Here is a 22910-nt window from a genome sequence, read left to right as displayed (position 1 = left end):
GGAATTGCCTCCTTTATCAGTTTTCGTTTCTTAGAGATAAGCCAAGGTCAGCCAGTTTTACTTTAACTTCCTCAAGCGATTTACGGCCCAAGTTACGGACTTTCATCATATCGTCTTCGGATTTGTCAGCAAGTTCCTGTACTGTATTGATTCCAGCGCGTTTTAAACAATTATATGAACGAACAGACAAGTCTAATTCTTCAATAGTCATTTCAAGCACTTTCTCTTTATGGCTTTCTTCTTTTTCAATCATAATTTCAGCTTTTTGTGCTTCATCTGTCAAATTAACGAAGATACTTAAGTGCTCAGAAAGAATTTTAGCTCCAAGAGAAACTGCTTCTTCTGGGCTGATACTTCCGTCAGTTAACACATCAAACGTAAGCTTATCATAATTAGTTGATTGTCCAACACGTGTATTTTCCACTTGATAGTTCACACGGATAACCGGTGAAAAGATTGAATCTACTGGAAGTACACCAATTGGCATATTTTCGCGTTTATTTTGATCAGCAGGTGTGTAACCACGACCACGAGTCGCATTTAAACGCACATGAAATTTAGCATTATCACTTAATGTAGCAATGTGTAAGTCAGGATTTAAAATCTCAACGTCGCTGTCATAATTAATGTCAGCTGCAGTTACTACACCAGGACCTTGCATATCGATTTCTAATGTTTTTTCTTCATCAGAATAGATTTTTAGCGCAAGTTTTTTAATATTTAAAATCATGGTTGTTACATCTTCTACTACACCTTCAATTACAGAAAACTCATGTAAAGCTCCATCAATTTGGATAGAGGTTACTGCTGCACCTGGAAGAGAAGATAATAGAATACGACGTAAGGAGTTACCCAAAGTTGTACCATATCCACGCTCAAGTGGCTCTACAACAAACTTTCCATACTTGGCATCATCGCTGATCTCAATCGTCTCGATTTTTGGCTTTTCAATTTCGATCATTCAAATTTACCCTCCTTCAAAACGTCTAGAATATCAGTCTTTATGTCAAACTCTCTGCCTTGATAGTTAAGACAGTAAAAATCTACTATTGGCAAAAGAAAACGACCACTTATACGCGACGACGTTTTGGAGGACGACATCCGTTATGTGGAACTGGAGTTACATCTTTAATAGCTGTTACTTCAAGACCAGCTGCTTGTAGTGCACGGATAGCCGCTTCACGACCTGAACCAGGACCTTTAACAGTTACTTCTAATGTTTTTAAACCATGTTCTTGTGCTGATTTTGCTGCACTTTCAGCTGCCATTTGCGCTGCGAAAGGAGTAGATTTACGAGAACCTTTAAATCCTAGGGAACCTGCACTTGACCAAGCTAAAGCATTACCATGTGTGTCAGTAATCATTACGATCGTATTATTAAATGTAGAACGAATGTGTGCAATACCAGATTCGATATTCTTTTTCACACGACGTTTACGAGTATTTGTTTTACGAGCCATTCACTAACTACCTCCTTTACTATTATTTCTTTTTGCCTGCTACTGTTTTGGACGGGCCTTTACGAGTACGGGCATTATTTTTTGTATTTTGTCCGCGAACTGGAAGTCCACGACGGTGACGCATGCCACGGTAAGAACCGATTTCGATTAGACGTTTAATGTTTAAGTTTACTTCACGACGAAGGTCACCTTCAACTTTAATACGGTCTAAGATTTCACGGATTTTACCTAGCTCTTCTTCAGTTAAATCACGAGTACGAGTATCTTCAGAAACACCAGCTTCAGCAAGAACTTCTTTAGCTGTTTGTTTACCGATACCATAAATGTAAGTCAGGGAAATAACAATACGTTTTTCACGTGGAACGTCCACACCTGCAATACGTGCCATTTACTTAAGCACCTCCTCTTATCCTTGTTTTTGTTTATGTTTTGGATTTTCACAAATTACCATTACTTTACCTTTACGACGAATAACTTTACATTTTTCGCACATAGGTTTCACTGATGGTCTTACTTTCATATAGATATACCTCCTTGTTTATTAGAGAAAATGTCTCTATAAACCGATAATTTCTAAGCTGGATAAACCAGACCGGTATATAAATTCAATTTCGGAGTGCAAATTATTTGAAACGATAAGTAATTCTTCCGCGTGTCAGGTCGTATGGAGAAAGCTCAACTGTCACTTTATCTCCAGGTAAAATACGAATGTAATGCATGCGAATTTTACCAGAAACAGTTGCCAGTACTTTATGACCATTTTCGAGTTCAACGTTGAACATCGCGTTTGGTAGAGTTTCTTGCACAACGCCTTCTACTTCAATAACATCTTCCTTTGCCATATGTTTGCTACCTCCTTCTTGTATTCTTGGATTTGTTCCTGATGCAGGCCTAATCCTTTCAGTGTAACTATTTCTCTTACATGAAAAAAACGTAAAACATGCAAAAATGGATGCACTTCATTAAAAGGCAACACATTTCGCCAGCTTTGCAGACAACCTGTAAAAGTGAAATCCGTAAAAACCAGAAGAACTGTCACTCGCAAAAACATTGCGGCTGAACAGATCAGGGTAGAACATATACGTCATTCGGATGATCTTCAAACGGTTCTCTCGTTCATCATGATTTGCTTAGATGCCTTTAATTCCACTGCCAATTATCCATTATACTACAAATCAAACCAATTTGCACGCATTGATTTTGACAGTGATTTCAGCACAGCTTACTCCTCAAAAAGAAGCAAGAATTTTTTCCACATCTACAAAAACGTCATTAATATCTTGCTCGCCGTTTATGCTATGAAGTTTACCTTTTTCAGAGTAAAAATCAAGAAGCGGCTTGGTCTGTTTCATATTGACATTTAGTCGATTTTCAACAGTTTCTTTTTTGTCATCCTCGCGTTGGTAAAGTTCTCCACCATCTAAATCGCATTTCCCAGGAACTTTTGGCGGGTTATAGATTTCATGGTAAGTTTTACCGCAAGTCCGACAAATCCAACGACCTGTAAGACGTTTCATTAAAACATCTTTATCAACTTCAATGTTAATGACAGCATCAAGTTCTGTCCCTAAATCACTTAGAATATTTTCTAGCTCTTCTGCTTGTTCCACCGTACGCGGAAAACCATCAAGCAAGAAACCATTCTTAGCATCATCTTCGGCCAAACGTTCACGAACGATACCATTTGTTACTTCATCAGGAACAAGATCGCCATTATCCATAAAGGATTTAGCTTTCTTTCCTAATTCCGTATTATTTTTCATAGCTGCTCGGAACATATCTCCAGTGGAAATATGAGGAATGTTGTATTTCTCAACAATCTGTTCCGCTTGTGTGCCTTTTCCGGCGCCGGGCAGTCCCATTAATACTAATTTCAACTGTTTCGCCCCTTATTACGCGCTAGCTCCTGCTAGGAAGCCCTAACAAGAACTGCGTGTTATTTGATAAATCCCCGATAGTTCCTTTTTACAAGTTGTCCTTCGAGTTGTTTCGTAGTATCTAATGCTACCCCGATAACAATTAGTAGGCTTGTACCACCAACGGCAAGTGACTGCGGTAAACTAAACACAGTAGTACCGATAGTTGGAAGTATAGCAACCGCTGAAAGGAAAATTGCACCAACAAATGTTAGACGGTAAAGTACCGATGTAAGATAAGCTTGTGTTTCCCGACCAGGACGTTTACTAGGAATATACCCACCTTGCTTTTTCAAGTTGTCCGCAACTTTCTCAGGGTTCACTTGAATGAAAGCATAGAAATAAGTGAAAGCAACAATTAGTGCAACATATAAAATCATACCAATTGGTTTTGTGTAATCAAACACGTCTTTCAATACTTTTACAACATCGTTACTTTGATCAAAGAAAGTAAGGATAGTTTGCGGTGTAATAATAAATGCACTTGCAAAGATAACTGGGATAACTCCGGCAGAGTTAAGTTTTAATGGCAAATGAGTTGCTTGCGCGCCCGATTGTTTCGCTCCTGCTACACGTTTAGAGTATTGAATTGGAATTTTACGAAGTGCTTGTTGGAAGAAGATAACAGCTACAACAATAGCTAGAATTGCAACCCCCACACCTGCTAACGTTAAAATGTGTAAGAACAGTTGATCACCAGCGTTTTCAATTTGCGAAACATATAATTGACGCACTCCATCAGGAATACGCGCAACAATACCTGCAAAGATAATAATGGAAACACCATTACCAACGCCTTTAACAGTGATTTGTTCACCTAACCACATTAAGAACATTGTACCGGTAGTTAAAACGATTGCAATAATCGCATATCTACCAATGGATGGTTCAATAACCAAACCAGCAGATGACATGCGGTTAAATCCGTATGCCATACCGAATGCTTCGATTAAACCAAGTCCAATCGTCATGTATCTAGTAAGTTGATTGAGTTTTTTACGACCCATTTCCCCTTGCTTAGACCATTCAGTTAACTTGGGAACAACATCCATTTGAAGTAACTGAACAATAATGGAAGATGTAATGTAAGGCATTACACCCATAGCAAAAATTGAGAAGTTTTTTAAAGCCCCACCATTAAATGTGTTTAAGAACCCCAAAATACCGCCATCCATACTAGACTGTAAAGCAGCTGCGTTAACTCCCGGTACTGGCACGAATGTACCAATACGGAAAATAACTAGCATAGCTAATGTAAATAGTATTTTTTTACGGATATCCGCTACTTTGAAGAAGTTCGCTAACGTTTGAAACATTAGATCACCTCAGTTTTTCCGCCAGCTGCTTCAATTGCTTCTTTAGCAGCTGCAGAGAATTTGTTCGCTTTCACAGTAAGTTTTTTCTCGATATTTCCATCAGATAAAATCTTGATCCCGGATTTTTCGTTGCGAATAATTCCAGTTTCAATTAAAAGTTCTGGTGTTACTTCTGTACCATCTTCAAAGCGGTTTAAAACATCTAAGTTCACGATAGCAAATTCTTTACGGTTGATATTTGTGAATCCACGTTTTGGAATACGACGGAAAAGTGGAAGTTGTCCACCTTCAAAGCCTAAACGTACGCCACCACCAGAACGAGCTTTTTGTCCTTTATGACCGCGTCCTGAAGTTTTGCCGTTACCAGAGCCTGTTCCACGACCAACACGATTACGTTCTTTACGAGAACCTTCTGAAGGCTTAAGTTCATGTAGTTTCATGTCAAGCACCTCCTCCTATTTAACAAATTCTATCAATTACATATTATTATATTAAGCTTAAACTTCTTTGACGTCCACTAAATGACTTACTTTAGTGATCATCCCACGAATTGCAGGATTATCTTCTTTAACCACTACAGAATTTGTTTTACCAAGACCTAATGCTTGAACAGTTTTGCGTTGTGGTTGAGGGCGTCCGATTAAGCTACGTTTTAAAGTGATTTCTAACTTCGCCATAACGATAATTCCCTCCTTATCCTAACAATTCTTCTACTGTTTTGCCACGAAGTTTCGCAACATCTTCAGCGTTTTTAAGTTGTTTAATTCCGTCGATTGTAGCACGTACCATGTTAATTGGTGTATTAGATCCAAGCGATTTGGAAGATACATCAGCAACACCGGCAAGTTCTAGGACCGCACGAACGGGACCACCAGCAGTTACACCGGAACCGGCACTAGCTGGTTTAAGAAGAATTTCTCCGCCACCAAAATGTCCGACTACAGTGTGTGGAATAGTTGTGTCTACAGTTGGTACAAGCACCATGTTCTTTTTAGCATCCTCAACAGCTTTGCGGATTGCATCTGGAACTTCTTGTGCTTTACCAGTACCGAAACCAACATGACCATTTTTGTCTCCAACAACAACAAGTGCTGTGAAACGGAAACGACGTCCACCTTTAACTACTTTAGCAACACGGTTGATTGTAACAACGCGTTCTTCTAAATCTAATTTGTTTCCATCAATTTGCTCAGGCATGTAATATGTCCCTCCTTCTTATTAAAATTCTAGTCCATTTTCGCGAGCTGCTTCAGCAAGAGCTTTCACGCGGCCATGATATAAGTATCCTCCACGGTCAAAAGTGACAGAAGTAATACCTTTTTCGGAAGCACGTTTAGCAACTAGTTCGCCAACTTTGCTTGCTGCATCAACTTTGGATTCAGCAGAACCGAAATCTTTATCTAAATTAGACGCACTTGCAAGTGTCACACCATTTACATCATCAATAATTTGAGCATAAATGTTTTTGTTTGAACGGAATACGTTTAAACGTGGACGACTTTCAGTTCCAGAAATCTTAGAACGAACACGAGCATGTCTTTTTTTACGTACTTTATTTTTGTCGATTTTGGTAATCACACGACTCACCTCTTCTCTCATTTGCCTAATTAAGCGGCATTATTTACCAGTTTTACCTTCTTTACGGCGTACATGTTCGCCTTCGTAACGAATACCTTTACCTTTATACGGCTCTGGTGGACGTACAGCACGAATGTTTGCAGCTAACTCGCCAACGTGTTCTTTGTTGTAGCCTTTAACAATCACTTGTGTGTTTGCAGGAACTTCAATATCTACGCCTTTAGGAGCAACAAACTCTACTGGATGAGAGTACCCTACGTTAAGAACAAGTTTATCTCCTTGTTTTTGCGCACGGTAACCAACACCGATAAGTTCTAATTTCTTTTCATAACCCTCGGAAACTCCGACAACCATGTTATTAAGAATAGCACGAGTTGTACCATGAAGTGCACGGTGGTTTTTATTATCAGTCGGGCGAGAAACGTTAATTTCATTGCCTTCAATATTAATAGTAATTTCTGGGTTGAACTCTTTTACAAGTTCACCTTTAGGACCTTTAACTGTTGCTGTTGATCCATTAAGTGTAACTGTTACACCTGCAGGAATCACAATAGTTTTTTTACCTATACGGGACATTTATTGCACCTCCTTATGGTTTACTTTTTCTTACCAAACGTATGCTAATACTTCTCCGCCGACTTGTTTAGCACGGGCTTCTTTGTCGGTTAAAACACCGTGGGAAGTAGAAACGATTGCGATACCTAGACCGTTAAGTACTTTAGGCACCTCAGTTGATTTTGCATATACACGTAAACCTGGTTTACTAATACGTTTCAAACCAGTGATTACACGTTCGCCAGTCGCTCCATATTTTAAGAAAACACGGATTGTTCCAGCATTGTCATCTTCAATATACTCAACGTCACGGATAAAACCTTCACGCTTCAATATCTCAGCAATTTCTTTTTTGATTTTGGATGCAGGCAGTTCTAATTTATCATGTTTAACCATGTTTGCATTACGAATGCGAGTTAGAAAATCTGCAATTGGATCTGTCATCACCATGTATAATACCCTCCTTCCTTAAACTCTTTCTTACCAGCTTGCTTTTTTCACGCCGGGAATTTGACCTTTATAGGCAAGTTCACGGAAACAAATACGGCATAATTTAAATTTGCGAATAACGGAATGTGGACGACCACAACGTTCACAACGAGTATATGCTTGAACAGCGTATTTTGGTGTACGTTTTTGCTTCGCGATCATGGATTTCTTAGCCACGTTTTCGCCTCCCTACTAAAATTAGTTTTGATTACTTTTGAAATGGCATCCCTAGTTGAGTAAGTAACTCATGAGATTCTTCATCACTTTTGGCAGTTGTAACGATTACTACGTCCATACCGCGTACTTTTGATACTTGATCGTAATCAATTTCAGGGAAAATAAGTTGCTCTCTTACACCCAACGTATAGTTGCCACGGCCATCGAAAGCTTTTTTCGATACACCACGGAAATCACGAACACGTGGAAGTGAAACAGTAACTAATTTATCTAAGAAATCATACATGCGTTCACCACGTAAAGTTACTTTAGCACCGATTGGCATTCCTTCACGAAGACGGAAACCAGCGATAGAATTTTTTGCTTTTGTAATTACAGGTTTTTGACCAGTGATAAGAGCTAACTCCTCAACTGCACTGTCTAAAACTTTTGCATTTGCTGTAGCGTCACCAACACCAGTGTTGATTACGATTTTATCTATTTTTGGAACCTCCATTACGGAGTCATAATTGAATTTGCTCATTAAAGCAGGAACAATTTCCTTAAGATATTGATCTTTAAGGCGATTCATGTAATATTCCCTCCTTCCTACGACTATTATTTATCTATTACTTCACCGGATTTTTTTGCTACGCGTACTTTTTTATCACCTTTAACTTCGTAGCCTACACGAGTAGGTTCGCCAGTTTTAGGGTCAATTAGCATTACGTTTGAAACATGGATTGGTGCTTCAACATTCAAGATTCCGCCTTGCGGGTTGATGTTGGAAGGTTTAGTATGTTTTTTAACCATATTGATTCCTTCGATAAGTACACGGTCCTTTTTCGGAAATGCTGCGAGCACTTTGCCGGATTTGCCTTTATCTTTACCAGTAATAACTTTTACTTTATCACCTTTTTTGACATGCATTGGTATAGCACCTCCTTGATTTCTTGGAACTTAATTTTTAAAGAACTTCTGGAGCTAAAGAAACGATCTTCATAAAGTTGTTTTCACGAAGTTCGCGAGCAACAGGTCCAAAAATACGTGTTCCACGAGGACTTTTATCGTCACGGATAATGACACATGCATTTTCATCAAACTTGATGTAAGAACCGTCTTGACGACGTGCTCCACTCTTAGTACGAACGATTACTGCTTTAACAACTTCACCTTTTTTGACAACGCCGCCTGGTGTTGCTTGTTTAACGGTACACACGACAACATCACCAATGTTAGCAGTTTTGCGTCCTGATCCACCTAGCACTTTAATAGTTAACACTTCACGTGCGCCAGAGTTATCAGCCACTTTCATACGACTTTCTTGTTGAATCATTAGGACACCCTCCTTCCAGAATAACGGGTCGGAAAAATTGCGCTCGGCAACTCTTCACAATCTATTTTTAACTTTTGATTTAGATAATTACTGCTTCTTCTACAACTTCTAATAAACGGAAATGTTTAGTTGCAGATAATGGACGAGTTTCGGAAATACGAACTACATCGCCAGTTTTTGCAATGTTATTTTCATCATGCGCTTTGAATTTTTTAGAATACTTCACGCGTTTACCGTACAAACCATGTTTCTTGTACGTTTCAACAACCACGGTAATTGTTTTATCCATTTTATCGGATACAACACGACCAGTATAAACTTTACGTTGGTTACGGTCAGCCATGTATTAAAACCTCCTTACGATTCTTTTTTAAGCAAGTTCTCTTTCTCGAACGATTGTTTTCATACGGGCAATTGCTTTACGAACCTCACGAATACGTGCGGTGTTTTCTAATTGACCAGTAGCTAATTGAAAGCGCAGGTTGAAGAGCTCTTCTTTCAAAGCTTTTTCTTGATCTTGGATTTCGGTAGTGGATAAATCACGGATATCATTAGCTTTCATTTGCTTCACCACCAATTTCTTCACGTTTAACGATCTTAGTTTTGACCGGCAGTTTGTGTGCTGCTAGACGTAATGCTTCACGCGCTACATCTTCAGGAACACCTGCGATTTCAAACATAATTTTGCCACGTTTAACTGGGCTTACCCAACCTTCCGGAGCACCTTTACCTTTACCCATCCGAACCCCGATTGGTTTAGAAGTGTAAGATTTATGAGGGAAAATTTTAATCCAAACTTTACCGCCACGTTTCATGTAACGAGTCATTGCGATACGAGCTGCTTCGATTTGACGGTTTGTAATCCAAGAAGCTTCAACTGCTTGAAGACCATATTCACCAAATGCAACTTCAGTTCCGCCTTTCGCGCGTCCACGCATGTTTCCGCGGAATTCACGACGGTATTTTACACGTTTAGGAACTAACATTATTATTTTCCTCCTTCCACATTGTTTTTCTTCGTAGGAAGGACTTCACCACGGTAGATCCAGACTTTAACGCCTAGTTTACCATAAGTTGTGTCAGCTTCTTCCCATGCGTAGTCGATGTCGGCACGCAATGTATGAAGAGGTACTGTTCCTTCGCTATAGTGTTCAGCACGAGCGATATCCGCTCCGCCAAGACGACCAGATACTTGAGTTTTGATACCTTTTGCTCCAGCACGCATAGTACGTTGGATAGCTTGTTTTTGCGCACGACGGAAAGATACACGACCTTCCAATTGACGAGCGATGTTTTCAGCAACCAATTTTGCGTCTAGGTCAGCACGTTTGATTTCTACGATATTGATATGAACACGTTTTTGAGTAAGTTCGTTTAAGTTTTTGCGTAATGCTTCAACTTCAGAACCACCTTTACCGATAACCATACCAGGTTTAGCAGTATGAATAGTGATATTCACACGGTTAGCTGCACGTTCGATTTCTACGCGAGAAACAGAAGCGTCAGATAAACGTTTTGCAACATAATCACGGATGCGTAAATCTTCATGTAAGAAGTCCGCATAATCTTTTTCCGCGTACCATTTGGAGTCCCAATCACGGATGACACCGATACGCATACCTATTGGATGTACTTTTTGACCCACGAATTATCCCTCCTTCACTTCAGATACCACAACTGTAATGTGGCTAGTACGTTTGTTGATTGCACTTGCACGACCTTGTGCACGTGGACGGAAACGTTTAAGTGTTGGACCTTCGTCAACAAATGCTTCCTCTACTACAAGGTTGTTAATGTCTAAATCATAGTTATGCTCTGCGTTAGCAATAGCGGATTTTAATACTTTTTCAATAATTGGGGAAGCCGATCTTGGAGTATACTTCAAGATTGCAATTGCTTCGCCAACTTGCTTGCCTCGAATTAAATCAATGACGATTCTAGCTTTGCGAGGAGCAATACGAACCGTTTTGGCAACGGCTTTTGCGCTTGTAACTTCACTTGCCATTAGGATATCCTCCTCTCAAATTAGCGTTTAGTTTTTTTATCGTCGCCCGCATGACCGCGGTACGTACGAGTTGGTGCGAATTCGCCCAGTTTGTGTCCTACCATATCTTCTTGAACATAAACAGGAACGTGTTTACGTCCATCATATACTGCGATTGTTTGTCCAACAAAAGTTGGGAAAATCGTGGAGCGACGAGACCAAGTTTTAATTACTTGTTTCTTTTCGCTTTCTGCTGCTGCTTCCACTTTCTTCATCAAGTGGTCATCAACAAAAGGTCCTTTTTTCAAACTACGACCCATGACGGAACCTCCCTTCGCATAGTCAGGAAGCTGAGAACGCTTGTCCTCGCTATCCTGCTACCAATTTTATTCAATCTATTAATCCGATTATTTTTTCTTACGACGACGTACGATAAATTTATCGGAGTTGTTGTTTTTCTTACGAGTTTTGTATCCAAGAGTTGGTTTACCCCAAGGAGACATTGGTGATTTACGACCGATTGGAGCTTTACCTTCACCACCACCGTGTGGGTGATCGTTCGGGTTCATTACAGACCCACGAACAGTTGGGCGTTTACCCATCCAACGTGAACGACCTGCTTTACCAATGTTGATAAGTTCGTGTTGTTCGTTACCAACTTGACCGATTGTAGCACGACAAGTAGCAAGGATCATGCGAACTTCACCAGAGTTTAAGCGGATTAATACGTATTTACCTTCTTTACCAAGCACTTGAGCACTTGTTCCAGCAGAACGTACTAATTGTCCACCTTTACCAGGTTTCATTTCGATATTGTGGATAACAGTACCCACTGGAATATCTTTTAATTCTAGTGCATTACCGATTTTGATGTCGGCTTCTGCTCCCGAATAAATTGTTTGGCCTACTTCAAGGCCTTTCGCTGCGATAATGTAGCGTTTTTCTCCATCAGCATAGTTGATTAGAGCAATATTAGCAGAACGGTTTGGATCGTACTCGATCGTTGCAACGCGTCCTGGAATACCATCTTTGTTACGTTTGAAATCAATCACGCGGTATTGGCGTTTATGGCCACCGCCGTGATGACGAACAGTTAACTTACCTTGGTTATTGCGTCCGGCTTTCTTTTTAAGAGGACGTAGTAAAGATTTTTCTGGAGTACTTGTAGTAATCTCAGCAAAATCAGAACTAGTCATATGCCGGCGCCCGTTAGTGGTAGGTTTATACTTTTTGATCGCCATTGTTTCCCCTCCTCGTTAGATTTATTTAAAGTTAGTCGAATTATACTTCAAAGAATTGAATTTCTTTGCTGTCAGCTGTAACAGTAACAATCGCTTTACGGCGTTTGTTAGTGTAACCTGCATAACGGCCCATACGTTTAAGTTTGCCTTTGTAATTCATTACGTTTACTTTAGCTACTTTCACGTCGAAAATTTCTTCGATTGCGTATTTTACTTGCGTTTTAGTTGCGCGAGTATCTACTTCAAATGTATATTTCTTATCGTCGAGAATACTTGTAGATTCTTCAGTTACAACCGGGCGCTTAATGATGTCGCGTGCATCCATTATGCGAGCACCTCCTCTACTTTTTCGACAGCTGCTTTAGTGATAATTAATTTATCATGTTTAGCAACTTCTAGTACTGAGATACTTTCAGCTGGAATAACTGTAATGCCTTGTAAGTTGCGTGCAGATAATTCTACATTTTCACTTTCACCAGCAACTACGATTAGTGCCTTAGTATCTACAGAGATATTTTTAAGAAAAGCCGCAAATTCTTTTGTTTTAGGTGCATCGAAAGTCAAACCTTCAAGTACAACTAATTTTTCTTCATTTACTTTAGAAGAAAGAATTGATTTAATCGCTAAACGACGAACTTTCTTAGGTAATTTGTAAGCGTATGAACGAGGTGTTGGGCCGAATACGACACCACCGCCGCGCCATTGTGGGGAACGGATTGAACCTTGACGGGCACGACCTGTACCTTTTTGACGCCATGGTTTACGTCCGCCACCACGTACTTCTGAACGATTTTTTACTTTGTGTGTCCCTTGACGTAGGGATGCACGTTGGCTCAAAATCACATCAACAACAACTTTTTCATTTGGTTCGATACCGAAAACAGTGTCGTTTAAAGTAATTTCGCCAGCGTTTGTTCCATCTTGTTTAAGTAAGCTTAATTTTGGCATTCGTTAGTCCTCCTTTCCAAATGAATTATTTTGCTTTAGTAGCAGTTTTAATTTGAACTAATGCTTTTTTAGCGCCTGGAACGTTACCTTTTACTAAAAGAACGTTCTTTTCAACGTCTACTTTAACGATTTCTAGGTTTTGGATAGTGATTTGCTCTCCACCCATACGACCTGGAAGTAGTTTATTTTTGAAAACACGGTTAGGTGCTACAGGACCCATTGAACCTGGGCGACGATGGTAACGGGAACCGTGGGCCATAGGGCCGCGTGATTGTCCGTGGCGTTTAATAACACCTTGGAATCCTTTACCTTTCGATACGCCTGTCGCGTCGATGATGTCACCTTCTGCGAATACGTCTACTTTTACTTCTGCACCAATCTCATACTCGTCTAAGTTTACATCGCGGAATTCGCGAATGAAGCGCTTAGGAGTAGTATTGGCTTTTGCTACATGACCTTGTTCGGGTTTGTTTGACAATTTTGCTCTCTTATCTTCGAAACCGATTTGTACAGCTTCATAGCCGTCAGTTTCAACAGTTTTCTTTTGAAGTACCACGTTTTGTGCTGCTTCGATTACTGTTACTGGAATAAGTTCGCCGTTTTCAGTGAAAACTTGTGTCATCCCTACTTTTCTACCTAAGATTCCTTTGGTCATGAGTCACACCTCCTGTTAATTTAATTTATTATTATTATAGTTTGATTTCGATGTCCACACCGCTTGGCAAGTCTAAACGCATCAAGCTATCAACTGTTTGTGGTGTTGGATTAACGATGTCGATTAAACGTTTGTGTGTACGCATTTCGAATTGCTCACGAGAATCTTTATATTTGTGGACCGCACGCAAGACTGTGTAGATTGACTTCTCTGTTGGAAGTGGAATCGGACCAGATACGGAAGCACCTGAGCGTTTCGCTGTTTCTACAATCTTTTCTGCTGATTGATCCAAAATACGGTGATCATACGCTTTTAAACGAATACGAATTTTTTGTTTTGCCATTACTTTCCCTCCTTTTCGCCTACTTTTAAAATAGACATTCTCCGTGAAAATTACCTGAACATCCGCCATGGCAAAGCGGCCGGGTGTGTCAGCAACCTTTCACTTCATCACATGGGCATTCCCAGCAATACCGGGGTGCTCATTGTCAAAAGGGCAGACCAATGCCTGTCCATTTGCACTTTATCTATTATACACGGGTTAGGGGTAGTAATCAACCGCTTTTTGAAAAAAGTTTTAAGTTATTTTCATAGAAGCTATTATATAGAAGAATCTAGTTTGGTTAGAAGACGAAAAACCTTTCATAGCAGTATTTCCCGCATTTTCAATAAAACAAAAAAACACTCGTTAGTCGAATGTTTTTAAGAAGTTCGCAGCAATATAAGCCCGGCGGTTAGAAGTAACATGATACAAAAAGCGACAAAATCGATAAAGTGCCAGTGAAGAATTCGAAAACGAGTTCGCCCTTCTCCTCCTTGATAACCCCTAGCCTCCATCGCATCAGCTAACTCTTCAGCTCGATTAAAAGAACTAACGAAAAGCGGAATAAAGATCGGAACCACTACCCTCATCTGTTCGAATATGTTCCCTTCGCCAAAATCGACTCCACGCGCGCGCTGAGCTTTCATAATTTTATCCGTTTCTCCCATGAGCGTCGGAATAAAACGTAAGGCAACAGAAATCATCAGGGCGATGTCATTAACAGGTACTTTAAGTATTGCAAAAGGACGAAGAATATACGCAATTGCATCTGTTAAGTTCATTGGGGTAGTTGTTAAGGTGATAACTGTTGACATAATGATTATTAATACAAAGCGTAAAAACACAAATACACCATTCAAAAGGCCAAAAGAAGAAATTGTAAAAGGACCCCAATCGAAATAAATCGTTCCACCACTCGCAAATAGGATTTGCATCACAACAGTGAATAAGATTAACCATATGAGTGGTTTAACACCTTTTATAAAAACTTTCAATTTTATTCCTGTCATTTGGACAACTATTAGTGTAAACAAAACCATTAAAGCATATGTCCACCAGTTATTTGCTAAAAATAAAATTCCAATATAATAAAATCCAGCTAGTAGTTTTGTTCTTGCGTCAAGCCTATGAATCAAGGACTCCCCTGGAACAAAACGACCTAATATCAGTTTTTCTATCATTCAAAGAAGCCCCCTTCACTCACGCCAATTGTTGAATGACAACGCTAACCGCCATCAAAAAGGTTAAAGTTGCATTAATCAATACAAAATTACGTATACCAATAACAAATGTTTTTGATTTTACTTGTTCTTTATTAAATTTAACTAAATTACGATAAATCGGATAAACTGCTAGAAGCGATACCAACATGATTGGATGCAAGAAATGAATTAACACAGAAACAATCACGGCTAAGAACGATGCATAGTATAGCGTATTAAAAAGGAGAACTCCCATTTTTCTACCTATATAATAAGGAAGTGTATACCGATGATTTCTAATATCCTCATCTAAATCACACAAATTATTAGCTAACATAATATTTGCTATCGTGAAAATACATGGTAAGGATACCACACCTATCCGAATAATTTCTATCAGATTAAACTGGATAGTTACCATTTCACCTTGCCAAAGTAAATTCGCAATCCCAGCATCGTATGCATTTACATACACAGCTAAGAAGAAAATACCAAACCCCATAGTAACCCCAGAAAAAATCTCTCCAAGCGGCATCCGAGAGAGTGGCACAGGACCAAATGTATACAAAATGCCAATACAAAAACATACAAATCCAATTAATAACACAAGCAAATCTGTGCGGAAAACAAGCCAAACACCTAAACCAGTCGCAATGAAAAACATTAGAAATATAGTAATAATAACTGTCCGTTCTGGAATTTGTTGCTGCCCAATAACATTACTTGTCGTTCGGTAATCGTAGTCATGATTATCAGTTGCTTTACGGTAATCCATATAATTATTAATCGCGGTAGTTGTTAAATCAAAAATTAACATGGAACCAAAAAATATCAATGTGTTAATAGGCTTAAACATATCATATTGATATACAACGAATAACGTTCCTAACATAAACGGAAATACACTAGCTATCTTCGTCTGGATTTCAACCAACTTTAGGAATGACGATATTGACATAACACCTTTTTAACCCCTTTCTATCATACTTGCGAGCAGACTTCAGTTAAAAGCCTGCTCACTTTCTACTATATATTATTTTACTTTTCCAAAGTATCCATTTGGAAGTTTTTATCTGTTAATTCAAACTGTCCTTTTAGTCCGGATGTTTCGTATACTTTTTTCTCTTTACTAATAAAAATAGCGTCTACACCTTTAAACTTCTCAATGTAGTCCATTCCGCCTTGAATGCCTTTAGAGAAAGTAGCTGTTGATAAACCATCACCATCGATAGATTTTTTAGATACAATAGACACACCCGCAATATCATTGTCAAACGGATACCCAGTTTTCGGGTCTAAAATGTGATGATATGTTTTGCCATCCACTTCTAGGTAACGTTCATAAATCCCAGAAGTTACAATAGACATGTCGGATTCCGGAAGTTTTCCGATAACACTACCGCGCGGGGAAAACGGATCTTGAATTCCAACATTCCATTTATTTCCATTAGGATTTTTTCCTTGAACATAAATATTTCCACCTAAATCAATAATGGATGTAGTTACTTTGTTATCTTTAAACACTTTTAATGTTTCGTCAGTGATGAATCCTTTAGCAATTGCTCCTAAATCAAGTTCCATGCCTTCTTTTTCTAGGTAAACTGTTTGCTCTTTGTCATTCATTTTTACATCTTTATAATTAATCAATGGTAATACTGCATCAATTTCTGCTTGAGAAGGTTTGCGAGCATCGGAAAAACCAATATGCCATAAAGAAGTAAGTGGTCCAATGGTAATGTCAAAGCTACCACCAGAGTTTTCCGAGTATTTCAGTCCTTCTTGGATTAAATAGTAGACATCTTTAGAAACTTTTACCGGCTTCTTCCCTGCTTGTTCGTTTATTTTATCCACTTCTGATGTTTTTTCTGAATCGCTTGTAGTAATTTTTGCCGCTAAATCTTTAATGCGATCAAAACCTTTATCTAGAACGTCTTCTTTGCCTTTGTCATAGATTTTAAGTGTAACTACTGTTCCCATTAGGAAATCAGTTTTAGAATAAGGTTGTTCCAAAAGTGTTTTAGAGTCACTTGGTTCTTTTTTTGAATTGTTATTAGAATTTCCGCATGCTGACACCACAAGCGCGAGTACGATAACTGATAATATTATTTTCCATTTCTTCATTAGCTTTTCACCTTTCTAATCCGTGATCTTTACTTGAATAACTATAGCGTAAAAAAAAGAATAAATCTACAATAATAAGGCTTAATTTCTCTGTTTTGCGATAAAAAAATCGGCTAGCCCCAGAATTAGGGCCAGCCGTTTTGTGCATTTCATTGTACTAATTATTCAGCTTCTACTAGGTTGTACACTTTGATAGTGTCAGTATTACCATTTTGTGCAGCATTTTGAAGTTGAGCTGCGTAGATTTTGAATTGGTTAGAAGAGTTAGTAGCACCAGAAACAGTGTCTACTGCAGCAACGTCTTGTTTCTCTACTAGAGATTCATTAAGTGCTGGGATGTATTCTTTTGGACCAGTACCAGATTTAGCTTTCATGTTTTTCTCGTAATCAGCGTCATCTGATTTAAGTTTGCCGTCTTTATCAACATAGTTGTAGTCAGATTTAGTGATTTTGCCATCTTTAACGTCCATGTTGAATACTACACGGTAACCATGTGCGTAGTTTTGTTCTTCAAGTTTGTAAGTTCCATCTTCCATTTTAGCTAGGTTGTTGATGGAAATTGTAGTTGTATCAGCTTTTTGAGCTGCTTGGATTAATTGGTTAGCATAGTTGATGAAAGCGTCAGAAGAATGAGTCGCTCCTGAAACTACTTCTACAGATGCTGCAGATTGATTTTTAACTAAAGAATCACTTAATTGTTTCAAGTATTCTTGAGGACCAGTTCCTACTTTATCTTTCATTGCTTTTTCGTAGTCTGCATCTTCGGATTTAAGTTTGCCGTCTTTGTTTTTGTAATCATAGTTAGCTTTAGTGATTTTACCATCTTTAACTTCGATTGACATGAAACCTTTCCAGCCTTTGTCGTCGAAATTCTTTTCTTCTAATTTGTAAGTACCATCAGTCATAGTACCATCTGTTTTAGCTGTTTTCTTTGTTTCTGTTTGTTTTGTGTCTGTGCTCTTCTTGTCTTTGCTGCTGTCGTCGCTACTACCGCAACCTACTAGTAATAAGCTTGAAGCCATTACTACGGTAATACCCATTGCTACTTTTTTCAATTTCATATTTGCTCCCACCTTTTGTTTTATTAAAACCTTCTTTGTGATAACGTGAACACAAACGAATAGTCTGCGAAAGCGATATCACTTTTACAATACAAATGATACCACCAGCTCGTGCTTTTGTCTACTGTAATTCTAAAGACATAATTCATCTAATTTTCAAAATAATGACTATTGATATATAAAACTTGGGTAAAACCATCATTTTCTAGCAAAATAGCATACAAAAATGTCTAACAACCTAGATAAAACAAGGACTTTTAGCCTGCTCAAATATATAAAATTTGTATAAAGTCCTATTTTTCGGTTTTTAGATTAGAATTGTTCTTTACTATCTAGACATTAGTAGGATGTTTCTGTTAAACTATGATAGGTTATAATAATACTGTGGGGAATTTTGGACTCATTTTATTTTTGTGAATAAACTTACAAGGAGTTGAGGAAGCATATGCCTGAAAAGAATATCGTTTTAATTGGGGCAGGATATGCAGGTGTACACGCTGCTAAGAAATTAGCTAAGAAATACAAGAAAGACAAAGACGTCAATATTACATTAATCGATCGTCATTCGTATCACACAATGATGACTGAACTTCATGAGGTTGCTGGTGGTCGTGTTGAACCAACTGCAATTCAATATGATTTACGTCGTTTGTTTAATAGAACAAAAGTTAATCTTGTAACTGATAACGTGACACATGTAGATCACGATAAGAAAGTTGTAACAACAGAACACGGAAGCTATCCGTTCGATTACCTAGTACTTGGTATGGGCGGAGAACCTAATGATTTCGGGACTCCAGGTGTTGGCGAAAACGGCTTTACACTTTGGTCTTGGGAAGATTCTGTTAAATTACGCAATCATATTGAAGAAACAGTAACTAAAGCATCCCGCGAACAAGACGTTGAAAAACGTAAAGCAATGTTAACATTCGTTGTTTGTGGATCTGGTTTTACTGGTATCGAAATGGTTGGGGAACTTTTAGAATGGAAAGATCGTCTAGCTAAAGATAACAAAATTGATGCATCTGAAATTAAACTGGTAGTAGTAGAAGCTGCTCCAACAATCCTAAACATGCTTGAAAGAAGAGACGCAGATAAAGCAGAACGTTACATGGTTAAAAAAGGTATTGAAATCATGAAAAACGCTGCAATTGTTGAAGTTAAACCTGAAAGCATCGTTCTTAAATCTGGCGAAGAGCTTCCAACAAGTACATTAATTTGGACTGCTGGTGTTCGCGCTAACTCTGATACAAAAGATTACGGTATGGAATCTGCTCGTGCAGGCCGTTTGAAAGTAAACCAATATATGGAAGCAGAAGGTCTTAAAGACGTTTATGTTGTTGGTGACCTTGCTTACTTTGAAGATGAAGATGGCAAACCAACTCCACAAATCGTTGAAGGCGCTGAACAAACTGCATTAACTGCAGCGAAAAGCATCATCGTTGAAATGAGCGGTACTGGCGAGAAAGAACCATTCCAAGGTAAATATCATGGTGTAATGGTTTCTATTGGAGCTAAATATGGTGTTGCTCACCTTGGTGGGATGCATTTATCTGGTTGGTTCGCTATTTTAATGAAACATATGGTTAACTTATATTACTTCTTCGGTATTCGCAGTGGTTATTACATGTGGCAATACATTATGCACGAATTCTTCCACATTAAAGACCACCGTAATATCTTCCGTGGATGGACTTCTCGTTACGGAAACGTACTTTGGGTTCTTCCTTTACGTGTATATCTAGGTTGGTTCTGGATTGACGAAGCACTTTCTAAAATCTACGGTGAAACTACATGGGATAAAGTAAGTTTTACTAATTTAAAACCTCTATTTAACGGGATTGGTTCTGATTCTTGGTTAACAGCAACAACTTCCAAAATGCCATTTGAATGGTTACAAACCGCTGCAACTTCTGGTGCTAGTCAAGCTGCTGGAGATGCTGCTGGTGCCGCTGCGACAAATGTAACTACACCAATTCTTAGTCATATGCCTGGTTGGTTTGAATGGATTATGAAACTTCTAATGCCAAACCTTGACGTTGCTCTAGTAATGCAAAAAGTTGTACCTTTTGTTGAACTTGCAATTGGTCTTGCTATGGTAGTTGGTTTATTCACTTGGCTTGTAAGTATCGGAAGTGCTGGGTTCCTAGTAATGTTCACTCTAAGCGCTATGCTTGGTTGGGACAAATTCTGGGCGTTACCAGCTTCTATCGCACTTCTAAACGGCGCTGGACGCACATTTGGTCTTGATTATTGGGCTGTTCCTTGGTTCCAAAAACATCTTGGTCACTGGTGGTACGGTAAGCCGAGATCCGTTTACAGAGACAAGTAATTTTGCTAGTTAAAATTTTAAATTAAAAATCGGGAGTGCATCCAAAAGCCAGTTTTGGCATAGGAGGTGCTTCCGTTTTTATTATTTGTTTATTTTTATGAACTTTTTCCTATTATATTTAGGCGTTATCCTTTAAAATAGGATTTGTACATGACATTTTGAAAGGAGGCAATATGGTGAAAAAGTACTTTTATATGGTAAAACGCTGGGATATTATAATTATTTTATCTCTTTGTATACTTTCCTTTTTACCAATTGCTATTTTTTCATATGTAAAAGCGAATGAACCTACTCCAGAAAATGGAACAAAGGAGCTTGTGGCGGTTATTTCTGTTGATAATAAAGAATATAAGACCGTTACACTCACTGGACATAAAGGGACTGAAAGCTTTGATGTGAAGCAACCAGATGGACATACTAACACGATTGAGGTTTCGGGAGAAGAAATTCGAATTAGTAAAGCCAATTGTAATGATCAGGTATGTGTTCGGACTGGAGCAATTGATAAACAAGGTGATACGGTCGTTTGCCTTCCGCATAAGTTAGTGATTGAAGTAAAAGCGAGCGACGGGAGTTCAGGCGATTCAGATGACCCAATTATCTCTTCCTGACCTTATCCTCTAATAGATAGGAAAGTGTTTTTATGACAAAAAACAGACGATTAGTATATATAGCACTTTTGGCTGCACAAGCTGTAGTCATTAGTTTACTCGAGCGGGCTATTCCGTTTCCATTTGCATTTGCTCCTGGGGCGAAACTAGGCCTTGCTAATATTATTACTTGTATTTCGCTTTATACCTTATCGGCAAAAGATACATTTATGATAATCTGCATTAGATTAGTATTATCCACTTTGCTTGGTGGGACTATATCGACTTTTATGTATAGTGCAGCGGGAGCTATTTTGAGTTTTCTTGGAATGTGGCTCGTACAACAACTTGGACCGAAACGTGTGAGCATCATTGGCGTTAGTGTTACTGGTGGGATTTTACATAATGTCGGACAACTCGTTATTGCAAGTTGGATTGCAGGAACTTGGTCGGTTATGCTTTATTTGCCAGTATTATCTTTTATCGGTATTCTTTCTGGAATCGCAGTTGGGATTGCGGCAAACTATTTGCTAAAAAACGTCCAAACTTTGCGAATGTTCGCTGATGCAAAACAAAGTCAAGCAGCACAAAAATAATTTTTAAAAAAGGAGTTCAATATGCAACTTCATGCTATGTGGGATGAGTATCCTGCACTTTCCAAAGATTTACAAGAAGTCTTACAAACAATTGAAGACAACATTAAAATTCGTGATAAACATGTAGAGCAAAACGTGAAAGATTTGATTCATGCCGGTGGAAAATTACTGCGCCCTGCTTTTGCGCTTCTTTCTGCTCAAGCTGGTCCTGACTATGATAAAGACCGCACTGTTTCTATCGCTGCTGCGCTTGAAGTGCTTCATATGGCAACATTGATTCATGATGATGTCGTTGATGATTCCCCATTACGTCGCGGCATCCCTACTATCCATTCAAAATATGGTCGTAATTACGCCGTTTATACAGGTGATTATTTATTCTGTATTTGTTTTAAAATTTTATCCGCGCATACTTCTTCCGTTGAAAATATCGAATTTAACAGTAAAAATATCGAAAAGATTTTAATGGGTGAACTGGATCAAATGCGCACAAGTTATAAAATGGATGTAACAGTTCGCGAATATTTATCGCGTATTTCTGGCAAAACAGCTCAACTATTTGCCCTTAGTTGTTATTCTGGTGCAACTGGCAGTAAAGCAACACGTATGACTGTAGCAAAATGTTATAATATTGGTCATTATCTTGGTATGGCTTTTCAAATTATTGATGACGTCTTGGATTACACAAGTACAGATGAAGGTCTTGGCAAACCTGTTTTAAATGATATGAAGCAAGGTATTTATTCGCTTCCCCTTATTTATGCAATGAAAGGTCACTTAGCAGAATTTGAACCGCTTCTTTCTCAAAAACTAGATATGACTGATGAAGCTTCCGAACAAGTTTTAGCACTTATCTCTAAATATAAGGGTGTCGAACAGGCATTCAAACTTGCCAACAAATATACAAATAAAGCGCTTCGTGAAATCAAAAAATTGCCAGCTGGCGTATATCGTGATGATATGTACCGCTTAACGAAAAGCATATTAGATAGAGATATTTAATACATTTAGAACATTGCTCTTTGCTTACTGAGTTCTGTTCTAAATTTTAC

General features: G+C 38.6%; 36 protein-coding genes. 4 read left to right on the top strand and 32 right to left on the bottom strand.

Features of this window, described 5'->3' with window-relative positions:
* Positions 1–16 precede the first annotated feature (16 nt).
* From HCB45_RS08985 to pplA, 32 genes are all read right to left on the bottom strand, one after another.
* Positions 17–961, bottom strand: coding sequence for a DNA-directed RNA polymerase subunit alpha (locus HCB45_RS08985; protein ID WP_003723676.1), 945 nt, complete (start codon positions 959–961; stop codon positions 17–19).
* 109 nt (positions 962–1070) lie between these two features.
* The gene (gene rpsK, locus HCB45_RS08980) at positions 1071–1460 is read right to left on the bottom strand and encodes a 30S ribosomal protein S11 (RefSeq protein ID WP_003720926.1); all 390 of its coding nucleotides are present in this window, start codon (positions 1458–1460) and stop codon (positions 1071–1073) included.
* Between the two features lie 22 nt (positions 1461–1482).
* Positions 1483–1848 carry a 30S ribosomal protein S13 gene (rpsM, locus tag HCB45_RS08975; RefSeq protein ID WP_003723677.1) on the bottom strand — a complete coding sequence of 122 codons (366 nt, stop codon included), beginning with the start codon at positions 1846–1848 and terminating at the stop codon, positions 1483–1485.
* A gap of 18 nt (positions 1849–1866) precedes the next feature.
* Positions 1867–1980, bottom strand: coding sequence for a 50S ribosomal protein L36 (gene rpmJ / locus HCB45_RS08970; RefSeq protein WP_003720928.1), 114 nt, complete (start codon positions 1978–1980; stop codon positions 1867–1869).
* A gap of 103 nt (positions 1981–2083) precedes the next feature.
* Positions 2084–2302, bottom strand: coding sequence for a translation initiation factor IF-1 (infA, locus tag HCB45_RS08965; RefSeq protein WP_003720929.1), 219 nt, complete (start codon positions 2300–2302; stop codon positions 2084–2086).
* 387 nt (positions 2303–2689) lie between these two features.
* Entirely contained in the window at positions 2690–3337 is a 648-nt protein-coding gene (locus HCB45_RS08960) for an adenylate kinase (protein ID WP_003768462.1), read from the bottom strand.
* A 59-nt stretch (positions 3338–3396) separates the two neighbouring features.
* The gene (gene secY, locus HCB45_RS08955) at positions 3397–4692 is read right to left on the bottom strand and encodes a preprotein translocase subunit SecY (RefSeq protein ID WP_185319797.1); all 1296 of its coding nucleotides are present in this window, start codon (positions 4690–4692) and stop codon (positions 3397–3399) included.
* Positions 4692–5132 (bottom strand): 50S ribosomal protein L15, encoded by a 441-nt coding sequence (gene rplO / locus HCB45_RS08950; RefSeq protein ID WP_003764125.1) that lies wholly within the window; start codon positions 5130–5132, stop codon positions 4692–4694. The genes secY and rplO overlap by 1 nt, the downstream gene beginning before the upstream one ends.
* A 57-nt stretch (positions 5133–5189) precedes the next feature.
* Positions 5190–5369 (bottom strand): 50S ribosomal protein L30, encoded by a 180-nt coding sequence (gene rpmD, locus HCB45_RS08945; protein ID WP_003720933.1) that lies wholly within the window; start codon positions 5367–5369, stop codon positions 5190–5192.
* A gap of 16 nt (positions 5370–5385) precedes the next feature.
* Positions 5386–5889 (bottom strand): 30S ribosomal protein S5, encoded by a 504-nt coding sequence (gene rpsE, locus HCB45_RS08940; protein WP_003723681.1) that lies wholly within the window; start codon positions 5887–5889, stop codon positions 5386–5388.
* Positions 5890–5910: 21 nt separating this feature from the next.
* Complete coding sequence (gene rplR / locus HCB45_RS08935; protein WP_003739848.1) at positions 5911–6270, bottom strand: 50S ribosomal protein L18; 360 nt, start codon at positions 6268–6270, stop codon at positions 5911–5913.
* Positions 6271–6309: 39 nt separating this feature from the next.
* Complete coding sequence (rplF, locus tag HCB45_RS08930) at positions 6310–6846, bottom strand: 50S ribosomal protein L6 (RefSeq protein ID WP_003726442.1); 537 nt, start codon at positions 6844–6846, stop codon at positions 6310–6312.
* Between the two features lie 30 nt (positions 6847–6876).
* Entirely contained in the window at positions 6877–7275 is a 399-nt protein-coding gene (gene rpsH, locus HCB45_RS08925) for a 30S ribosomal protein S8 (protein WP_185319796.1), read from the bottom strand.
* Between the two features lie 30 nt (positions 7276–7305).
* Positions 7306–7491 carry a type Z 30S ribosomal protein S14 gene (locus HCB45_RS08920; RefSeq protein WP_003723684.1) on the bottom strand — a complete coding sequence of 62 codons (186 nt, stop codon included), beginning with the start codon at positions 7489–7491 and terminating at the stop codon, positions 7306–7308.
* A 31-nt stretch (positions 7492–7522) separates the two neighbouring features.
* Entirely contained in the window at positions 7523–8062 is a 540-nt protein-coding gene (rplE, locus tag HCB45_RS08915; protein WP_003720938.1) for a 50S ribosomal protein L5, read from the bottom strand.
* Between the two features lie 26 nt (positions 8063–8088).
* Positions 8089–8400 carry a 50S ribosomal protein L24 gene (gene rplX / locus HCB45_RS08910; RefSeq protein ID WP_003720939.1) on the bottom strand — a complete coding sequence of 104 codons (312 nt, stop codon included), beginning with the start codon at positions 8398–8400 and terminating at the stop codon, positions 8089–8091.
* Between the two features lie 37 nt (positions 8401–8437).
* Positions 8438–8806, bottom strand: a complete 369-nt coding sequence (gene rplN, locus HCB45_RS08905) for a 50S ribosomal protein L14 (protein ID WP_003723686.1) — start codon at positions 8804–8806, stop codon at positions 8438–8440.
* 79 nt (positions 8807–8885) lie between these two features.
* Positions 8886–9149, bottom strand: a complete 264-nt coding sequence (gene rpsQ / locus HCB45_RS08900) for a 30S ribosomal protein S17 (protein ID WP_003720941.1) — start codon at positions 9147–9149, stop codon at positions 8886–8888.
* Between the two features lie 27 nt (positions 9150–9176).
* Positions 9177–9368 carry a 50S ribosomal protein L29 gene (gene rpmC / locus HCB45_RS08895; protein WP_003720942.1) on the bottom strand — a complete coding sequence of 64 codons (192 nt, stop codon included), beginning with the start codon at positions 9366–9368 and terminating at the stop codon, positions 9177–9179.
* The gene (rplP, locus tag HCB45_RS08890; RefSeq protein ID WP_003720943.1) at positions 9358–9792 is read right to left on the bottom strand and encodes a 50S ribosomal protein L16; all 435 of its coding nucleotides are present in this window, start codon (positions 9790–9792) and stop codon (positions 9358–9360) included. The genes rpmC and rplP overlap by 11 nt, the downstream gene beginning before the upstream one ends.
* A 2-nt stretch (positions 9793–9794) precedes the next feature.
* Positions 9795–10451 carry a 30S ribosomal protein S3 gene (rpsC, locus tag HCB45_RS08885; protein WP_003720944.1) on the bottom strand — a complete coding sequence of 219 codons (657 nt, stop codon included), beginning with the start codon at positions 10449–10451 and terminating at the stop codon, positions 9795–9797.
* Positions 10452–10454: 3 nt separating this feature from the next.
* Positions 10455–10811 carry a 50S ribosomal protein L22 gene (gene rplV / locus HCB45_RS08880; RefSeq protein WP_003727697.1) on the bottom strand — a complete coding sequence of 119 codons (357 nt, stop codon included), beginning with the start codon at positions 10809–10811 and terminating at the stop codon, positions 10455–10457.
* Between the two features lie 20 nt (positions 10812–10831).
* Positions 10832–11110 (bottom strand): 30S ribosomal protein S19, encoded by a 279-nt coding sequence (gene rpsS / locus HCB45_RS08875; RefSeq protein WP_003720946.1) that lies wholly within the window; start codon positions 11108–11110, stop codon positions 10832–10834.
* An 87-nt stretch (positions 11111–11197) separates the two neighbouring features.
* Positions 11198–12031, bottom strand: coding sequence for a 50S ribosomal protein L2 (rplB, locus tag HCB45_RS08870; RefSeq protein WP_003739849.1), 834 nt, complete (start codon positions 12029–12031; stop codon positions 11198–11200).
* A gap of 40 nt (positions 12032–12071) precedes the next feature.
* Entirely contained in the window at positions 12072–12356 is a 285-nt protein-coding gene (gene rplW, locus HCB45_RS08865; RefSeq protein ID WP_003728540.1) for a 50S ribosomal protein L23, read from the bottom strand.
* On the bottom strand, positions 12356–12979 hold the full coding sequence (gene rplD / locus HCB45_RS08860; protein WP_003727695.1) for a 50S ribosomal protein L4: 624 nt from the start codon (positions 12977–12979) through the stop codon (positions 12356–12358). Before rplD ends, rplW begins: the two co-directional genes overlap by 1 nt.
* Before the next feature lie 25 nt (positions 12980–13004).
* On the bottom strand, positions 13005–13634 hold the full coding sequence (gene rplC, locus HCB45_RS08855; RefSeq protein ID WP_012986496.1) for a 50S ribosomal protein L3: 630 nt from the start codon (positions 13632–13634) through the stop codon (positions 13005–13007).
* Between the two features lie 34 nt (positions 13635–13668).
* On the bottom strand, positions 13669–13977 hold the full coding sequence (rpsJ, locus tag HCB45_RS08850) for a 30S ribosomal protein S10 (protein ID WP_003720954.1): 309 nt from the start codon (positions 13975–13977) through the stop codon (positions 13669–13671).
* Positions 13978–14336: 359 nt separating this feature from the next.
* Positions 14337–15137 carry an FAD export ECF transporter transmembrane subunit FmnA gene (fmnA, locus tag HCB45_RS08845; RefSeq protein ID WP_185319795.1) on the bottom strand — a complete coding sequence of 267 codons (801 nt, stop codon included), beginning with the start codon at positions 15135–15137 and terminating at the stop codon, positions 14337–14339.
* Positions 15138–15156: 19 nt separating this feature from the next.
* A complete protein-coding gene (gene menA / locus HCB45_RS08840) occupies positions 15157–16116 on the bottom strand; it encodes a 1,4-dihydroxy-2-naphthoate polyprenyltransferase (RefSeq protein ID WP_185319794.1) in 960 nt (319 codons plus the stop codon).
* 80 nt (positions 16117–16196) lie between these two features.
* Positions 16197–17279, bottom strand: coding sequence for an FAD:protein FMN transferase (locus HCB45_RS08835; protein ID WP_185319793.1), 1083 nt, complete (start codon positions 17277–17279; stop codon positions 16197–16199).
* A gap of 161 nt (positions 17280–17440) precedes the next feature.
* Positions 17441–18340: an extracellular electron transfer flavoprotein PplA gene (gene pplA / locus HCB45_RS08830; RefSeq protein WP_185319792.1), complete on the bottom strand. Its 900-nt coding sequence runs from the start codon at positions 18338–18340 to the stop codon at positions 17441–17443.
* 445 nt (positions 18341–18785) lie between these two features.
* Here pplA and HCB45_RS08825 point away from each other — a divergent pair, with 445 nt between their 5' ends.
* The 4 genes from HCB45_RS08825 to HCB45_RS08810 all read left to right on the top strand — a co-directional run bounded on the left by HCB45_RS08825 (position 18786) and on the right by HCB45_RS08810 (position 22860).
* Positions 18786–20672 carry an FAD-dependent oxidoreductase gene (locus HCB45_RS08825; protein ID WP_185319791.1) on the top strand — a complete coding sequence of 629 codons (1887 nt, stop codon included), beginning with the start codon at positions 18786–18788 and terminating at the stop codon, positions 20670–20672.
* Between the two features lie 176 nt (positions 20673–20848).
* Positions 20849–21283 carry a flavin-based extracellular electron transfer system protein EetA gene (gene eetA, locus HCB45_RS08820; RefSeq protein ID WP_185319790.1) on the top strand — a complete coding sequence of 145 codons (435 nt, stop codon included), beginning with the start codon at positions 20849–20851 and terminating at the stop codon, positions 21281–21283.
* Positions 21284–21315: 32 nt separating this feature from the next.
* On the top strand, positions 21316–21858 hold the full coding sequence (gene eetB, locus HCB45_RS08815; RefSeq protein WP_003723627.1) for a flavinylation system FAD exporter subunit EetB: 543 nt from the start codon (positions 21316–21318) through the stop codon (positions 21856–21858).
* 21 nt (positions 21859–21879) lie between these two features.
* Entirely contained in the window at positions 21880–22860 is a 981-nt protein-coding gene (locus HCB45_RS08810) for a polyprenyl synthetase family protein (RefSeq protein WP_185319789.1), read from the top strand.
* Positions 22861–22910: the final 50 nt, after the last annotated feature.

It is taken from the genome of Listeria farberi, from assembly GCF_014229245.1.
Lineage (GTDB): Bacteria > Bacillota > Bacilli > Lactobacillales > Listeriaceae > Listeria > Listeria farberi.
The sequence above is the reverse complement of the archived record's forward strand: the minus strand, read 5'-3'. Positions and strand labels throughout refer to the sequence as shown.

Bases quoted from the DNA above. Each gene is read 5' to 3' on its own strand.
- HCB45_RS08985 (WP_003723676.1), bottom strand. From the start codon at position 961: ATGATCGAAATTGAAAAGCCAAAAATCGAGACGATTGAGATCAGCGAT.
- rpsK (WP_003720926.1), bottom strand. From the start codon at position 1,460: ATGGCTCGTAAAACAAATACTCGTAAACGTCGTGTGAAAAAGAATATC.
- rpsM (WP_003723677.1), bottom strand. From the start codon at position 1,848: ATGGCACGTATTGCAGGTGTGGACGTTCCACGTGAAAAACGTATTGTT.
- rpmJ (WP_003720928.1), bottom strand. From the start codon at position 1,980: ATGAAAGTAAGACCATCAGTGAAACCTATGTGCGAAAAATGTAAAGTT.
- infA (WP_003720929.1), bottom strand. From the start codon at position 2,302: ATGGCAAAGGAAGATGTTATTGAAGTAGAAGGCGTTGTGCAAGAAACT.
- secY (WP_185319797.1), bottom strand. From the start codon at position 4,692: ATGTTTCAAACGTTAGCGAACTTCTTCAAAGTAGCGGATATCCGTAAA.
- rplO (WP_003764125.1), bottom strand. From the start codon at position 5,132: ATGAAACTACATGAACTTAAGCCTTCAGAAGGTTCTCGTAAAGAACGT.
- rpmD (WP_003720933.1), bottom strand. From the start codon at position 5,369: ATGGCGAAGTTAGAAATCACTTTAAAACGTAGCTTAATCGGACGCCCT.
- rpsE (WP_003723681.1), bottom strand. From the start codon at position 5,889: ATGCCTGAGCAAATTGATGGAAACAAATTAGATTTAGAAGAACGCGTT.
- rplF (WP_003726442.1), bottom strand. From the start codon at position 6,846: ATGTCCCGTATAGGTAAAAAAACTATTGTGATTCCTGCAGGTGTAACA.
- rpsH (WP_185319796.1), bottom strand. From the start codon at position 7,275: ATGGTGATGACAGATCCAATTGCAGATTTTCTAACTCGCATTCGTAAT.
- rplE (WP_003720938.1), bottom strand. From the start codon at position 8,062: ATGAATCGCCTTAAAGATCAATATCTTAAGGAAATTGTTCCTGCTTTA.
- rplX (WP_003720939.1), bottom strand. From the start codon at position 8,400: ATGCATGTCAAAAAAGGTGATAAAGTAAAAGTTATTACTGGTAAAGAT.
- rplN (WP_003723686.1), bottom strand. From the start codon at position 8,806: ATGATTCAACAAGAAAGTCGTATGAAAGTGGCTGATAACTCTGGCGCA.
- rpsQ (WP_003720941.1), bottom strand. From the start codon at position 9,149: ATGGCTGACCGTAACCAACGTAAAGTTTATACTGGTCGTGTTGTATCC.
- rpmC (WP_003720942.1), bottom strand. From the start codon at position 9,368: ATGAAAGCTAATGATATCCGTGATTTATCCACTACCGAAATCCAAGAT.
- rplP (WP_003720943.1), bottom strand. From the start codon at position 9,792: ATGTTAGTTCCTAAACGTGTAAAATACCGTCGTGAATTCCGCGGAAAC.
- rplV (WP_003727697.1), bottom strand. From the start codon at position 10,811: ATGGCAAGTGAAGTTACAAGCGCAAAAGCCGTTGCCAAAACGGTTCGT.
- rpsS (WP_003720946.1), bottom strand. From the start codon at position 11,110: ATGGGTCGTAGTTTGAAAAAAGGACCTTTTGTTGATGACCACTTGATG.
- rplB (WP_003739849.1), bottom strand. From the start codon at position 12,031: ATGGCGATCAAAAAGTATAAACCTACCACTAACGGGCGCCGGCATATG.
- rplW (WP_003728540.1), bottom strand. From the start codon at position 12,356: ATGGATGCACGCGACATCATTAAGCGCCCGGTTGTAACTGAAGAATCT.
- rplD (WP_003727695.1), bottom strand. From the start codon at position 12,979: ATGCCAAAATTAAGCTTACTTAAACAAGATGGAACAAACGCTGGCGAA.
- rplC (WP_012986496.1), bottom strand. From the start codon at position 13,634: ATGACCAAAGGAATCTTAGGTAGAAAAGTAGGGATGACACAAGTTTTC.
- rpsJ (WP_003720954.1), bottom strand. From the start codon at position 13,977: ATGGCAAAACAAAAAATTCGTATTCGTTTAAAAGCGTATGATCACCGT.
- fmnA (WP_185319795.1), bottom strand. From the start codon at position 15,137: ATGATAGAAAAACTGATATTAGGTCGTTTTGTTCCAGGGGAGTCCTTG.
- menA (WP_185319794.1), bottom strand. From the start codon at position 16,116: ATGTCAATATCGTCATTCCTAAAGTTGGTTGAAATCCAGACGAAGATA.
- HCB45_RS08835 (WP_185319793.1), bottom strand. From the start codon at position 17,279: ATGAAGAAATGGAAAATAATATTATCAGTTATCGTACTCGCGCTTGTG.
- pplA (WP_185319792.1), bottom strand. From the start codon at position 18,340: ATGAAATTGAAAAAAGTAGCAATGGGTATTACCGTAGTAATGGCTTCA.
- HCB45_RS08825 (WP_185319791.1), top strand. From the start codon at position 18,786: ATGCCTGAAAAGAATATCGTTTTAATTGGGGCAGGATATGCAGGTGTA.
- eetB (WP_003723627.1), top strand. From the start codon at position 21,316: ATGACAAAAAACAGACGATTAGTATATATAGCACTTTTGGCTGCACAA.
- HCB45_RS08810 (WP_185319789.1), top strand. From the start codon at position 21,880: ATGCAACTTCATGCTATGTGGGATGAGTATCCTGCACTTTCCAAAGAT.